Below are 13,429 nucleotides of genomic sequence, written 5' to 3' on the forward strand. Positions count from 1 at the left end.
ATTGCGCCCTTGAGAATGCAGGCAAGCCGTGTCTGGTGATGATCAACTATTTCGAGTGAATATTTTGCTGTTATCTAAATTTAAACGTCTCTCCGTCAATCAGTTTACCCTGCTTATCACCCTGTTTTATGTTTGCGTATTCAACATACCCCTGTTTGAAATCGTTAAACAAGGCATGGAGAACCAAGGGGAGGTGAATCCCGGATTCATTGTTTCCTTTCCCTTATTCCTCATCTGCGCCCTGGGGATCATCTTCTCGCTCTTCAGCGTCAAGTTTGTGCTTAAGCCTTTTTTCATACTGCTGACCCTGTTATCGTCCAGCGTGTTCTTCGCCGCCCTGAAGTACGGCGTGGTGTTCGACACAGGCATGATAGAAAATACCCTGCAGACCAACAAGGCAGAGGCTTTTACCTATCTCAACTGGGCCTCGACGGTCAATTTCATCCTGACCGGGCTGCTGCCGGCCTACCTCATCTACCGGCTGGACATAGAATATAAGCCCATGTGGAAAGAGCTGGGCCATAAGCTCGGCTTCATGGCCATATTGCTGACCATCATCGGCGGGATCGCCTTCTTCTTCTTCCAGAATTTTGTGGCCTTCGGCCGCAACAACGACGAAATAAAGCGCTACGTCATTCCCACTTATTTCGTCGGCTCGGCGGCGAAATACATCAACACCCACTATTTGCAGCAACCTTTGGTCTACAAGCAACTGGGGCTGGATGCCAAAAACACCAGCGTCAATGCCAATGGCAAGCCCAACCTGCTGGTGCTGGTGGTCGGCGAAACGGCCAGGGCGATGAACTACCAATATTATGGTTATGACAGGCCGACCAACGCCTATACCCAAGATCTTGGGCTGATAAGTTTCGCCGATGTCGCTTCCTGCGGGACTGCCACCGCCGTGTCGCTGCCGTGCATGTTTTCCCAGATGACCCGGGAGCAATATGAGCCGCGCCGCGCCAGGGCCCAGGACTCGGTATTGGATGTGCTCAGTCATGCCAAACTCACAGTGAATTGGCTGGATAACGACAGCGGCTGCAAGGGCGTGTGTGACAGAGTCAATTTTGTGCAGATAGATCTCAACAGCGATCCCAAGCAGTGCAGCGGCGATTACTGCTTCGATCAGGTGCTGCTCGACAAGCTGGATGACGAGCTGGCGCAGGATAGCCAGGAAGACAGGGTGATAGTGCTGCATGTGATCGGCAGCCATGGGCCCACTTATTATCTGCGCTATCCGGATGACCACAGGTATTTCGAGCCGGATTGTCAACGCAGCGACATTCAGAATTGCACCAATGAGCAACTGGTCAACACCTATGACAATACCCTGCGCTATACCGACTATATCCTCAGCCAGGTGGTGAAGAAGTTGGCCGCCCAGCAGTCACGTTTCGATACCGGCATGTTGTATGTGTCGGATCACGGCGAGTCACTGGGAGAGAAGGGCATGTACCTGCACGGTGCGCCTTATGCCATCGCCCCCAAGGAACAAACCCAGGTGCCCATGCTGGCATGGCTGTCGCCCGATTTTGCCAGTGACAACAGTCTGAGTCTCAGCTGTGTGGCCGAGCATGCCAGGCAGGGAAGTTTCTCCCACGACAACCTGTTCAGCAGCCTCCTGGGGCTGATGAATGTGCAGACCCAGGCCTACGATGCCGGGCTGGATATGTTCGCCGCTTGCCGCAGCTAAAACCCGGCGCTGATACCGTAAAAAGGCCCAGCGGCTTACGCCGTTGGGCCTTTTTATTTGGGTTTGCTTTGACTTTTTTTGGGCCCCGGCGGCGTTAGCGGCTCAGCGATGCTGGCCCTTCAGGGCTTGAGTGCCAGGTGCATCTTGATCAGCCGCTCCTCCATGTCGAAGGCGACCTCGAACCCCAGCCCCTTGGCCAGGCTGGCCATGTTGCGGTTCTCGAACAGGGTGAAACCGCTGAGCACCTGAGTGTCATTGGCCCGGTAATAACGGATCAATTTCTCCAGCAGCAGCTTGCCCAGCCCCAGTCCCTGATGATCGCCGCGCACCGCCATGGCGAATTCCGCCTCGGTATTGTCCGGATCTATCGAGGCCCGTACCGCCCCGAGGGTGATATCTTCGCCGTCGGCGCCCTTGGCGGTGGCGATGAAGGCCATCTCCCTGGCGTAATCTATCTGGGTCAGCACCGCCATCTCCTCATGTGTCATGCGCGAACGCACCCCGAAGTAGCGTTTATACCTGTCTTCATCGGACAGGGAATTGTCGAACGCCAAGTGCTTGGGTTCATCCTCGGGCAGTATCGGCCTGAGCATCACCTTGAGGCCATTCTTGAGACTGGCAACTTCCTCCAACTCCTTGGGATAGGGCAAGATGGCCAGGCGTGAGCCCTGTTCTGCATCCTTGGGATGCAGCCCCAGACTGACGTCGAGCAGGGTGATATTGTCGGCGGCGGCGAGCACGGGATTGAGATCCAGGCTGGCGATCTCCGGGCAGTCGATCACCAGGTGGGAGATCTGGGTCAGCATCACGCACAGGGCATGCATGTCCAGCCCCAGCGGCAGATGCCTGTCCTTGAGCTTGTGGGTCTTGAGCGCCTGGATCACCATGTAGCGCGCCAGCGCCATGTTCAGCGGCGGCAAGGCCACGGCGGCATCCGTGGTGGGATCCCATTCGGAGCCGCCTTCGCCCAGGCAAATGGCGGGACCGAACACGGGATCGTTGATCACCGCCACCCGGATTTCCTGGGCCCCGGCGGTCAATGCCATCTTCTGCACTATCAGGCCATCTATCACGGCGTCCGGGTGAATCGCCAGCACCCTGTGGCGCATGGCGGCGGCCGCGTGGCGCACATCCTCGTCATTGATGAGGTTGAGCATCACCCCATGCACATCCGACTTATGGGCTATGTCCGGCGACTGGATCTTCAGCGCCACAGGGTATCCCGCCTCGCGGGCGATGGCCACTGCCTCATCGGCCGTCGCCGCATACCAACTTGGGACTGTATTCAGGCCATAGGCCGACAGCACAGGGCTGGCCTCATGGGTCTCAAGCACGGCCTTGCCCTTGAGCTGCGCCTGTTGCAGCAGGCCACGGGCGGTATGCATATCTGTGGGAATATTGTCCGGAATGGATTGCGGCACTTCCTGCAACAACTTCTGGTTGCGGCGGTATTCCACCATGTGCATGAAGGCACCGACCGCGCCTTCCGGGGTCCTGTAGGTCGGCACCCCGGCCCTGTTGAAGCTTTTTCTGGCCAGGTAGGCCGAATCTTCACCGCTCCAGTTGGTGAGTATGTTGAGTCTGTGACGTTTGGGATGGCGCAGCACAGTGGCGATCACCGCATCGGCTATGGCCTCACTCTCGCCCAATGCCGAGGGAGAATGCATCACCAGGATGGCGTCCAGATCTTCGCTGTCCATCATGATCTCCAGCGCCTTGGCATAACGCGCCGTGTCGGCATCGCCTATGATGTCGACCGGATTCTGTCCCGACCAAGTCGCGGGCAATACGCTATCCAGCGCCGCCAGGGTGACGAGCGACAACTGGGCCAGCTTGCCACCGCGCAGCATGAGTTCATCCACGGCCAGCACGGCCGGGCCGCCGCCGTTGCTGATGATCCCCAGGCGTTCCCCCTGGAGCGGGTTGGAATGGGCCAGGCTCTCGACCGCCGCGAACAGCTCTATGAGATCCTGCACCCTCAGCATGCCGGCGCGCCGGAACGCCGCCTCGTAGACGGCATCGTTGCCGCCCATGCCGCCGGTATGCAGCTTGGCCGCGCGTGCGCCCTCCAGGCTGCGGCCGGATTTGATGACGAAGATGGGTTTGTTGCGTGACGCCGCCCGCGCCGCCGAGAGGAAATGGCGTTTCTCATTGACCGAATCTATGTAGAGCATGATGGCGCGGGTCTGGCCGTCGCGACCGAGATAGTCCAGCAACTCGTCGAAATCTATGTCTGTGGCGTCCCCCAGGGAGATGAAGGCCGAGAAGCCTATGCCCTTGTTGTTGGCCCAGTCCAGCACTGTGGTACAAACCGCGGCAGACTGGGACACGAAGGCAATCTTGCCCGGCAGGGCACCCGCATGGGCCAGGCTGGCATTGAGCCCCAGCGGCGGCAGTATCATCCCCAGGCTGTTGGGCCCCAGCAGGCGCATGCCATAGCGTTTGGCATGTTGCTGTGCCAGTGCGAGCAGGCTGACACCCGCATCGTCGACTTCCTGGGCCATGCCAGAGGCCATGATGATGGCCACCTTGCAGCCGAATTGGGCCAGGGTTTCGACCAGGGCCGGCACCCTGCTGCCACGGGTACAGATGATGGCAAGATCCGGCTTTATCGGCAGGGCTTGGATACTCGGGTAGGCCAGCACCCCCATCACGGCCGTGTATTTCGGGGTCACAGGCATGATGGGACCGGAAAAGCCGCTGGAGAGCAGGTTCTTCATCAGCACATTGCCGGCACGTTTGGCGCCGTTGGAGGCGCCTATGACGGCAACCGAGGAGGGTTTGAACAGACTGTGTAGGGTACGTTGACTCATAGCTTATTTCATCCCGGAGTTCTATGCCTTTGCTCTGCACTATACTCTTAACGCCAATGCCTGGTTTGATTCTATCGAGGTTTAGCCTATGAAGGCATTAAAATTTTTCGGCACCTGTCTCCTGGCTGCGCCCTTGCTGCTCTCGGCGGGCTGCGCGCCGATGCTTGCCCATGCCTGCCATTATCGGCAGCAAAGCTATGTGGGCAAACTGCTGGAGATAAGCGATTCAGGCTATCTGTTTCGCCTCTACGGCGCCGGGACTGAGTTGCCGGATCCTCTGCGCCTCAGCCACGAGGTTGTGTTCAAGGCAGCGCCTCAGTGGCAGGCGGTCGAAAACCGCCAATACAGATTGAGCTTCAGCCTCCTGGAGCAGGGCAGTTGTGCCGCCTATCGACTCGAGGCCATCAGTCCGCCCCGGCTGATGCAAGACGGCGGATCCGGGCCCTAAGGCCATGGCGCTTGTTATCGTCAGCCGAAGACGCCGCCCGGCTAAAAGACACCCGCTTTTGCAGCGGCTACACTGAAACTATGATTAGCATGACATCTTGATGATGGACTGGCGATATCGCCCATCCGGGGAGGCGAAATGAAGCGCTTTATGTCATTGATTTTTTTGAGTTGCATTTCCGGTCAGGCGATGGCCAATAACAGTTTCAACAGCGAGGCTTGCCATGCGGCGGGTGGGGCCGTGATGGCAGGTACCTTGGTGTGGGTGTCGGACAAATACTGGCCGGAGCAGGACAGGGCCTGGGTCGGGTTTTCCCTGAGCACGGCTGCCGGTGTCTTGTCGCAATACTATGAATATAACCGAGGCAGCAACAGCGCGCAGGAGGCCCTGATCGATGCCGCCGCCCATACCCTGGGATCGGCGCTGGGAGCCTATGTGACCGACGGCTATTGGTTGACCCCAGTGATCAAGCCCGAGGCCGGTGGCAGGTACGTCGGCATAGACATCAATTTTCGTTTCTGAGGCGCTTGCCCGGCTTAGGCGGCGCTTGCAGCATCAGACTCGCGACTATTTTCTATTGCTCACTATCACCTGCTATTACTCGTGATTACTCAATTCTTAACCCGCGATTCCTCTCTCGCTATTTTGGCTATGGGCGGCCAACAGGCGTCGCTGCTGGCAATAGGCGAGGCGTTGACGTATGGCGTCCAGGCGCTGACTGGCCTGGTTATCCACCAGATACCAGACTGAGGGGCAAAGCTCGGGGGTTTGGTTGAAGAACAGGGCCTCGGCGGCGCGCAGCTTGGCGTCGTCGGCATGTTGCAGCCAGAGCTCTATGTCGCTGTTTGCCAGAAGGTCCAGGGTGCTGAGCCTATCTTGCGCCGACTCGGCTGCGCCCTTGTCTTTGGCCAATGCCTGCAACAAGGGGAAGGGATCCCTTGCCAGGCTGGCATAGCTGCCTGGCTCGAACGCCTGGTTAGCAAGAGCATGGGCAGACAGATCTTGGGCAGAAACAGGGGACGCCAGATACAGCTCGGGCCACTCCAGTTGCTGCGGGCCCAAGTCGGCGGCCAATGCCAAGGCGATACGCCGCTCACCCAGCCAATTATGGACCATGCAGGGCAAGTGCTGTTCGGCGCGCATCCCGGGCGGGCGGGCCAGGCAGGGCAACAGCGACATGCGGCTCACCCTGAGCCGGGTCGCAGTCCGGGCCATGAGCACCAGGGTGGTGAGTCCGGACGAGGGCCAGCAACCGAGTTCCTTTTCCAGCGTCTGCGCCGTAGCTGTCAGGGCGGCGATCAGCGCCTCCCTGTGGCGGGTGCCTTGCACCTCGAAGGCAGCTGCGACCCCGGCGTAGGGGCCGTTGGCTATGTTGATCACCCCGCCGTCCGGCGTCAAAGCGTCGCCCCGGGCCCGGGTGCCGTTGAATACGAAGGTCACCCCTGTCTCGGCCGGCTGCCAATCGCCGGCGGCATTGCCGACTATGGCAACCTCGGCGAAGGATGGCAGTGGGAACTCAGTTGTGCTTAACATAGGCTGTCACAGTCGGCTCACATAACCAGGTAGAGCGGCCAGCCGAGCAGACCGACCAGGCCTTCCTTATGCTCGAAACGCTCCAGGCGCTCAGGGGTGGCGTTTTGCAGCAACAATGCCCGGTAGCTTTTGGCGAACTGCAGGGTGCGCAGCAGCGCCCGGTCGAAGTTCTTCCCCAGATCCTGGGCTATGGTCTCGGCCAAGGGGGCGGGCAATTCCGCCAGCGCCGCCTGGGTTTGGGCCGCAATGAAGTCGACATCGAACCAGGCCTCGTCGAGACTTATCTGCCCCAGGCGCTTCTTCATGTCCTGCCTGACCTTGGCATTGCCAAAGAGGATGCGGTACAGCACGGCTTCGGCCAGCACACCTTCGAGACTCAGACAATCCAGCGGATCGTAACTCGAGGCGGTGTAGAACTGCTTGAGCAACACGGCGATGGACTCCTGCCTGTTATGCTCCGCCAGCGCCGTCTGGTAGGCATGCCAGCCTTGCCACTCGTCGGCATCCGGCGGACAGGAGACCTGCTCCAGCAAGCCCTTGTCGACGTCGCCGTAAATGGACTTGCCGCCTTGCTTGTGCTGGCTGACGCTGCTGAGCAGGCTCCAGCCCTTTTGAAACGACCTGACTATGCCATCGCTCGCCTGCAGCAGGGCCAGCGCCCGCGGCAAATCCTGGTGGGACAATTCCATCAGGCCCAGGCTCACCACGCCTATCACATCCTGGGAGGCTTGCTCCAGCAGGTGCATCTTGTATTTGTTGTAGAACTTGTCCGCCAGTTTCAGGCTCATCAGCACGGCCTTGGCCTTGATCTGCTGGAGCTGCTCCGGGTCCATCCCGGCTTCTTCCAGGCCATAGGCCAGAACCTTGCTCAGGTAGGGGCCCTGATTCACATCTCGTAGTACCAATTGCATTAAGGGTTCCCTTATTCCAGAAAGCTGAACATGTCATCGACTTCGGCGTACTCGTCTGTGACCTGGTTCTTCTCTTTCGCTTGGATGACCAGCTCGTTGACGAACTTGCCTATGATGGCCTCCCAGCCCGAGCTTTCGTTGCGCAGCAGGCTCTTGATGGCCTTCTCGACTTCAGGGGTGAGTTCGCGGATCAAGGCCAGCAGGCTGCGGGGATCGTCTATGCTGAGGCTGTGGGCATCTTCGCTCGGCTGCCAATCTGTGTAGCCGACTGTGTCACCGTCTTCTTCGTCATCATAGGTATCGCGGACCACATCGCCCTCATCCTCGTTCGGCGACAACACCAGCTCGATGAAGGGGATGGACAGATAGAAGAGGCCTGCGGGATCGTCGGCTATGCACTCGAGAATGGCGGCCTGTTTCTCTTCGCTTTCCTGGATGCGGATAAGATAGGTCAGGAAGTCGAAGGTATGCTGGATCAGCTCTTCGGCATTGCTCTTGATCTTCTCTTCCCAGTACAAGGGTTGCTGACAGACGATATCGCGGATCTGCTCCGGGCTCATCAGCTCGGACATGATGGAAGGGTGGGAGATATCGTGGTGACTGTTTATCTGCGTCAGGGTGACGATATCCATATGCTCTATCACTTCGACCAATTGGGCGTCGGACATGGCATTGGCGATCAGCTCAAATTTCTTGCTGGCCTGCTTGGGCTCGACGTCGGCAAGATCTTTCAGCTCGGCGACAGTAACTTCAATGAGACTATTCATCAGTAGTTTTCCTCGTCATCGTATCGATCATAATAACCTTCTTCATCACTGTCTTCCTCGTCATCATCCCCATAACCCGAGCCGTAATCCGTCCCCAAGTCTGAGTCATCCTCCTCAACCTGGGCCACAGGAGCCTGCTTGCCCTGGGTCTCCAGCAGATAGAGCACGGCGCAGCTTTCGACCAGCAAGGCTTCGGAATAAGCGCGCACCGCCAACACCAGCGGCAGATCGGCATTGTTGAAGGCGATGCTCACCTTGAATTCATCCCATTCGGGTTGCACGCCGCGGCTCAGCCAGTCGGCCCACTTGCCTTTGGCATCACTTGGAAACTTGACCCGCTCGAACAGCGCCAGCGGCAGGTATTCGGGCACGGATGCCAGCATCTTGGGATCGGCCAGCAGCACCCCGCGGATCTGGCCGGTAAACTGGCTCAAGGCCTGGGGCGTGTCTGGGTCGTCATATGACATTATGTTGTCATAGGCATTATCTTTAAGCTCATTAATGCGTGAGATATTCAGTTGTTGGGCCATGGTGCTCGGATACTCAGGAATAATATTGGTCCCACAGCTCGCGCATGGCGGCTGCCGGATCTGTCACAATTACATTGTTAAAATCTTTGATGAAGGCGTTTCTCAGCTTGGCGTCCGACAGCACTTCGTAGGCTTTCTTGACCCTTTGCAGTTCGGCCCCGGCGCGTTGTTTCTCGTCTTCAGACGCACCGAGCAACTTGTCCGGATGATACTTGTTCGACAAACGTTTGTAGGCTTTTTTAATGTCGTCTTCTTTGGCGCTGGGCTTAACCCCCAACACACTAAAGTGGTTAATCATATTGATACCTGCAGGCGATGACTCAATGATCTTGAGATAACTGAGAGTGCGATAACTGATTGTGTAATTAAAAGGTTGCGAGATAAAAGTGCGTCAATCCAAACCCAAAACAACAGGAGCAGTGTAAAAGGCGCATAGTCAAAGGATTATGATTAGCAAGCCAAGAGATCACAGCCGCGGATCATAGCAGAAATCGCCCCGAAGCGGCAAACAAAGAAGCGCGACTTCCCCCGTTAAGGCAATCATTTTCGGGCCGAGCCAGTGCAAGCATAGTGTAAGCCGGCGGCCATAGGCTAAACTGCGCCTCTTCTGGTGTACCCGGCAGACTTGGATTTCGCCAAGAGGCTAAATATGCGAATATCATCTTGATGGGAAAGGTGGTTTGTCTCAGATGAAATGGCAAGCAACAAGAATAGATCCGATCGTAGATGAGCTATAAGGAAGATATGCATGGGTAAGGTGGTGATCGTCACTGGCGCTGGTCGAGGCATTGGCGCCGCTACATCAAAGTTATTGGCTGCTAAAGGCTACCGGGTTTGTGTCAACTATCGTTCAAACGCCCAAAGTGCGGCAGCCATAGTAGATGAAATAACAACGTCAGGCGGTAAAGCCTTTTCGTTTCAAGCGGATGTTTCGAATGAGAGTGACGTCATCGCTTTATTTGATGCGACTGAAAGAGCCTTTGGCCCAGTGACTCATTTGGTCAATAACGCAGGGATTCTGTTTCCACAAACGACTCTCGCCGACATAGATGTCGCACGATTCAATGAAGTCATGATGTCTAATGTCACAAGCTGCTTCCTCTGTTCTCGGGAGTATATCAGACGAGCCGAATCCACAGGTTCCATCGTCAATGTCTCATCCGCGGCTTCTCGGAGTGGCGCTCCATTTGAGTATATAGATTATGCCGCATCGAAAGGCGCAATGGATTCGTTGACCAAAGGTCTTTCATTGGAGCTGGCGCCCAAAGGCATTAGGGTTAACTCTGTAAGACCGGGTTTTATTTATACGTCAATGCATGCCGATGGCGGCGAACCCGATAGAGTCGCGCGTTTGGCACCTCAGATCCCTTTGCAGCGTGGTGGTACCCCGGATGAAGTAGCCAATGCCATTGTCTGGTTATTATCGGATGAAGCCTCTTATGTCACAGGCGCTTTTATCGATTTGGCCGGTGGCAAATAGTTCATGGCAAATGATGCAAGAGCCAGGCACAGTTCAGGATCTGCAATAGCTTAAGTACTACTCAAATCCAGGCTTTACCTTTTAACTGTTTTTATATACAGTGGTTTTAGTTTGCTCTACGAGGACTGAAAAATGAAATATAAAGGAAGTTGTCATTGCGAGGCAGTGCAATTTGAATTTGAAAGCGAAGTCATAACAGAGGCATTACAGTGTAACTGCTCTATTTGCATCCGAAAAAACGCCATCATGTCCAGAAGATACTACGAGCCTGCTGAGTTCAACTTGCTCAGTGGCACAGACAATCTCGCCCTTTACCACTGGGGAGATCATGACGTAAACCATTACTTTTGCAAAACATGTGGCATTTCCCCGTTTCATGACACTATCTACGAGCCCGGTAAATACAGAGTCAATTTAGGCTGCGTTGCCAATGTTGCACCACGGGAGCTGGACATTATGTATTTTGATGGCAGGAATGAGTTGTAAGGAAGAGGACAGGCACAAGGCTTTAAGACCCAAATACTGAGTTAAACACTCTTGCCAGAGGCGTTCAGGCCTATGTTAAAGCAGAAGGGTTTTTTTTATAATCTGAAGCCTTACTTTACTCGTTGAAACCATACTATGCCCTCATCCTGGTTACAGTTTGATGCTGTCCCTGCCGATATTTTTGCACTCTTAACAATCACGGCGGCTTTTACGTCTTTCTTTACTGCTTGTTTCGGCATTGGTGGTGGCGTGATGTTACTCGGCGTCATGGCGCAAGTGTTGCCGCCGCAACTGATTATTCCACTGCATGGCGTGGTGCAATTAGGCTCTAACGGGGGACGCGTGCTGCTGGGTTGGCAACATATTCAGTGGCGAGTCATAGGGGCGTTTTTACCCGGGGCTATTATCGGCGCCTTGCTCGGCAGTTTTGTGTTGGTCGCGCTGCCGCCCTCGGTCATGTATCTCACCATCGCAGCCTTTATCTTGTATTCCTGCTGGGGGCCGAAACTACCTAAAATGGTGCTGGGCACTTTAGGTACATTCATGGCCGGCGCAATGACCACCTTTATTTCGTTATTTGCAGGCGCTACCGGCCCTTTGGTGGCGGCATTCATGAAGCAGTTGGCGGTCGATAGATTTCGCACAGTGGCCACCTTTGCGATGGCAATGTCGTTGCAACACGGGGTTAAAATTGCGGTGTTCGAGGGAATGGGCGTATCGTTGGATGATTGGTGGCCGGTGCTTGTTTGCATGATATTGAGTGGCGCGTTAGGCACTTGGATTGGCTTTAACATGCTTAAACGCCTTGCAGACAAGCATTTTCACACCGCATTCAGTGTGGTGCTGACCCTGCTTGCCATTCGATTGATTTGGCAAGCCATCGGCCAGTGGTAAACCTGAATTCAAGCTGTTGCCATTAGTCCAAGCCGCATCCCGGCAAGCATACAGTCTATGGGGATTTGCGCATAAAAATGCGGCCCCGTTGCCGTTCCTGCCAAGCGCTCCCGTAGGGGCTGGATTAGGAATGCCGCGGGGCCGGTATTGTTCATGGTTACCAGCTGTGACTGCCGCTATTCGCTTCAGGTATTTGCTTCGGGCAGTTTAAGCGACTCTCTGGGCTTCCATCTGGCTTGAAAGATATTCATCGAATGTGCCCTGGAAGTTGATCAACTGCTTATCTTTGATGTCTATGATACGGGTCGCCAGGGAGGAGACAAACTCGCGGTCGTGGCTGACGAAGATCAACGTGCCTTCAAATACTTTCAAGGCATTGTTGAGCGCTTCTATGGCTTCCATGTCCATGTGGTTGGTGGGTTCGTCCATGATCAGCACGTTGATGTCCTGCATCATCAGCTTGCCGAACAACAGCCGGTTCTTCTCACCACCAGAGCAGTTGCGGGCCTTCTTGTTGGCGTCGTCCTCGGTAAACAGCAGGCGTCCCAGCATGGCGCGCACCATCAAATCGTTATGCTTGGGCAGGCGCCACTGGCTCATCCAATCCATCAGGCTGAGATCATTGTCAAAATCCGCGCTGCTGTCCTGGGGGCAGTAGCCTATGGAGGCATTTTCCGACCACTTGATGACGCCGGCGTTATGTTCCAGCTCATTGACCAGGCAGCGCAGCAGTGTGGTCTTGCCCACGCCGTTCTCGCCTATGATCGCCAGCTTGGCACCGGCTTCCAGGATCAGCTCGCCGCCCTCGAACAGGTGTTCGCCATCGAAGCCATGGGCCAGATCTTCGAGGATCAGCGCCTGGCGATGCATCTTCTTGCCGGCGTCGAAGCGGATAGAGGGGGTGATGCGGCTGGAGGATTTCACTTCATCGAGCTTGATCTTGTCCATCTTCTTGGCGCGGGAGCTGGCCTGCTTGGCCTTGGAGGCATTGGCACCGAAGCGGTTGACGAAGTCCTGCAGCTCTTCGATTTCGGCGCTCTTCTTGGCGTTTCCTGCCAGCAGCTGCTCACGCAGCAGGGCGGATTGCGCCAGGAAGTATTCGTAGTTGCCCGGGTAGATGCGCAGCTCGCCGTAATCTATGTCGGCCATGTGGGTACAGACGGCGTTGAGGAAGTGCCTGTCATGGGAGATGATGATCATGGTGCATTTACGCTTGTTGAGTTCGGTTTCCAGCCAACTTATGGTGTGTATGTCCAGGTTGTTGGTGGGCTCATCCAGCAGCAGTATATCCGGATTGGCAAACAGCGCCTGGGCCAACAGCACCCGCAGTTTCCAACCTGGGGCCACCTGCTGCATTGAACCATAGTGGAAGGATTCTTCTATGCCGGCTTCCAGCAAGATTTCACCGGCGCGGCTCTCGGCGCTGTAGCCGTCCATCTCGGCAAATTCGCTTTCGAGATCGCCGACCCGCATGCCGTCGGCTTCGGTCATGTCGGGCTTGGCATAGATGGCATCCCGTTCCTGTTTGACTTTCCACAGGGCCACGTCGCCCATGATCACTGTATCGATCACACTGTACTGTTCGAAGGCGAACTGATCCTGGCTCAGGGTGCCGACTTTCAGCCCAGGGGTGATGGACACGTTGCCCGAGGTCGGTGCCAGGACGCCGCTGAGGATCTTCATGAAGGTCGACTTGCCGCAGCCATTGGCGCCGATCAAACCGTAGCGGTTGCCGTTGCCGAATTTCGCCGAAATGTTTTCAAACAGCGGCTCTGGGCCGAATTGCATTGTGATGTTCGCGGTAGAGATCAAGGGAGCTTTCCTGGATATTGGCTAACTGATGGTGACAAACAAGCCTCAAAATGAAACATGCG

At 56.0% G+C, this 13,429-nt stretch carries 13 protein-coding genes; 6 read left to right on the plus strand and 7 right to left on the minus strand.

From position 1 onward, the window contains the following. The first annotated feature begins 67 nt into the window (after nt 1–67). Nucleotides 68–1,693: a phosphoethanolamine transferase gene (locus LZP73_RS13805; RefSeq protein ID WP_234235701.1), complete on the plus strand. Its 1,626-nt coding sequence runs from the start codon at nt 68–70 to the stop codon at nt 1,691–1,693. Between the two features lie 119 nt (nt 1,694–1,812). Here LZP73_RS13805 and LZP73_RS13810 read toward each other — a convergent pair whose 3' ends face one another. Then, the gene (locus LZP73_RS13810) at nt 1,813–4,506 is read right to left on the minus strand and encodes an acetate--CoA ligase family protein (RefSeq protein ID WP_234235594.1); all 2,694 of its coding nucleotides are present in this window, start codon (nt 4,504–4,506) and stop codon (nt 1,813–1,815) included. Nucleotides 4,507–4,594: 88 nt separating this feature from the next. Here LZP73_RS13810 and LZP73_RS13815 point away from each other — a divergent pair, with 88 nt between their 5' ends. Both LZP73_RS13815 and LZP73_RS13820 read left to right on the plus strand, forming a co-directional pair. After that, the gene (locus tag LZP73_RS13815; protein ID WP_234235595.1) at nt 4,595–4,954 is read left to right on the plus strand and encodes a hypothetical protein; all 360 of its coding nucleotides are present in this window, start codon (nt 4,595–4,597) and stop codon (nt 4,952–4,954) included. A gap of 150 nt (nt 4,955–5,104) precedes the next feature. After that, nucleotides 5,105–5,476 carry a hypothetical protein gene (locus tag LZP73_RS13820; protein WP_234235596.1) on the plus strand — a complete coding sequence of 124 codons (372 nt, stop codon included), beginning with the start codon at nt 5,105–5,107 and terminating at the stop codon, nt 5,474–5,476. Nucleotides 5,477–5,572: 96 nt separating this feature from the next. On the opposite strand, the gene LZP73_RS13825 is transcribed toward LZP73_RS13820, so the two are convergent. Genes LZP73_RS13825 through atcJ form a run of 5 tightly spaced genes read right to left on the minus strand, consistent with a single transcriptional unit; the run spans nt 5,573 to nt 8,993 of the window. Next, nucleotides 5,573–6,487, minus strand: coding sequence for a hypothetical protein (locus LZP73_RS13825; protein WP_234235597.1), 915 nt, complete (start codon nt 6,485–6,487; stop codon nt 5,573–5,575). Nucleotides 6,488–6,504: 17 nt separating this feature from the next. After that, on the minus strand, nt 6,505–7,398 hold the full coding sequence (atcC, locus tag LZP73_RS13830) for a cold adaptation protein AtcC (protein ID WP_234235598.1): 894 nt from the start codon (nt 7,396–7,398) through the stop codon (nt 6,505–6,507). An 11-nt stretch (nt 7,399–7,409) separates the two neighbouring features. Beyond that, entirely contained in the window at nt 7,410–8,168 is a 759-nt protein-coding gene (gene atcB, locus LZP73_RS13835; RefSeq protein WP_211164252.1) for a cold adaptation protein AtcB, read from the minus strand. After that, nucleotides 8,165–8,695, minus strand: a complete 531-nt coding sequence (gene atcA / locus LZP73_RS13840) for a cold adaptation protein AtcA (RefSeq protein ID WP_234235599.1) — start codon at nt 8,693–8,695, stop codon at nt 8,165–8,167. The genes atcB and atcA overlap by 4 nt, the downstream gene beginning before the upstream one ends. Nucleotides 8,696–8,708: 13 nt before the next feature. Beyond that, nucleotides 8,709–8,993 (minus strand): cold adaptation protein ActJcold adaptation protein ActJ, encoded by a 285-nt coding sequence (gene atcJ / locus LZP73_RS13845; protein ID WP_169562684.1) that lies wholly within the window; start codon nt 8,991–8,993, stop codon nt 8,709–8,711. A gap of 450 nt (nt 8,994–9,443) precedes the next feature. Here atcJ and LZP73_RS13850 point away from each other — a divergent pair, with 450 nt between their 5' ends. From LZP73_RS13850 to LZP73_RS13860, 3 genes are all read left to right on the plus strand, one after another. Further along, nucleotides 9,444–10,175, plus strand: coding sequence for an SDR family oxidoreductase (locus tag LZP73_RS13850; protein WP_234235600.1), 732 nt, complete (start codon nt 9,444–9,446; stop codon nt 10,173–10,175). 132 nt (nt 10,176–10,307) lie between these two features. Continuing rightward, nucleotides 10,308–10,661, plus strand: coding sequence for a GFA family protein (locus LZP73_RS13855; protein ID WP_267960189.1), 354 nt, complete (start codon nt 10,308–10,310; stop codon nt 10,659–10,661). Between the two features lie 135 nt (nt 10,662–10,796). Next, nucleotides 10,797–11,555: a sulfite exporter TauE/SafE family protein gene (locus LZP73_RS13860; RefSeq protein ID WP_234235601.1), complete on the plus strand. Its 759-nt coding sequence runs from the start codon at nt 10,797–10,799 to the stop codon at nt 11,553–11,555. A 207-nt stretch (nt 11,556–11,762) separates the two neighbouring features. On the opposite strand, the gene LZP73_RS13865 is transcribed toward LZP73_RS13860, so the two are convergent. Beyond that, complete coding sequence (locus LZP73_RS13865; RefSeq protein WP_234235602.1) at nt 11,763–13,367, minus strand: ABC-F family ATPase; 1,605 nt, start codon at nt 13,365–13,367, stop codon at nt 11,763–11,765. Between the last annotated feature and the right edge of the window lie 62 nt (nt 13,368–13,429).

Origin of the sequence: Shewanella sp. AS16, assembly GCF_021412365.1 — a bacterium.
GTDB lineage: Bacteria > Pseudomonadota > Gammaproteobacteria > Enterobacterales > Shewanellaceae > Shewanella > Shewanella salipaludis.

Bases quoted from the DNA above. Each gene is read 5' to 3' on its own strand.
- LZP73_RS13810 (WP_234235594.1), bottom strand. From the start codon at position 4,506: ATGAGTCAACGTACCCTACACAGTCTGTTCAAACCCTCCTCGGTTGCC.
- LZP73_RS13815 (WP_234235595.1), top strand. From the start codon at position 4,595: ATGAAGGCATTAAAATTTTTCGGCACCTGTCTCCTGGCTGCGCCCTTG.
- LZP73_RS13820 (WP_234235596.1), top strand. From the start codon at position 5,105: ATGTCATTGATTTTTTTGAGTTGCATTTCCGGTCAGGCGATGGCCAAT.
- LZP73_RS13825 (WP_234235597.1), bottom strand. From the start codon at position 6,487: ATGTTAAGCACAACTGAGTTCCCACTGCCATCCTTCGCCGAGGTTGCC.
- atcC (WP_234235598.1), bottom strand. From the start codon at position 7,398: ATGCAATTGGTACTACGAGATGTGAATCAGGGCCCCTACCTGAGCAAG.
- atcA (WP_234235599.1), bottom strand. From the start codon at position 8,695: ATGGCCCAACAACTGAATATCTCACGCATTAATGAGCTTAAAGATAAT.
- atcJ (WP_169562684.1), bottom strand. From the start codon at position 8,993: ATGATTAACCACTTTAGTGTGTTGGGGGTTAAGCCCAGCGCCAAAGAA.
- LZP73_RS13850 (WP_234235600.1), top strand. From the start codon at position 9,444: ATGGGTAAGGTGGTGATCGTCACTGGCGCTGGTCGAGGCATTGGCGCC.
- LZP73_RS13855 (WP_267960189.1), top strand. From the start codon at position 10,308: ATGAAATATAAAGGAAGTTGTCATTGCGAGGCAGTGCAATTTGAATTT.
- LZP73_RS13860 (WP_234235601.1), top strand. From the start codon at position 10,797: ATGCCCTCATCCTGGTTACAGTTTGATGCTGTCCCTGCCGATATTTTT.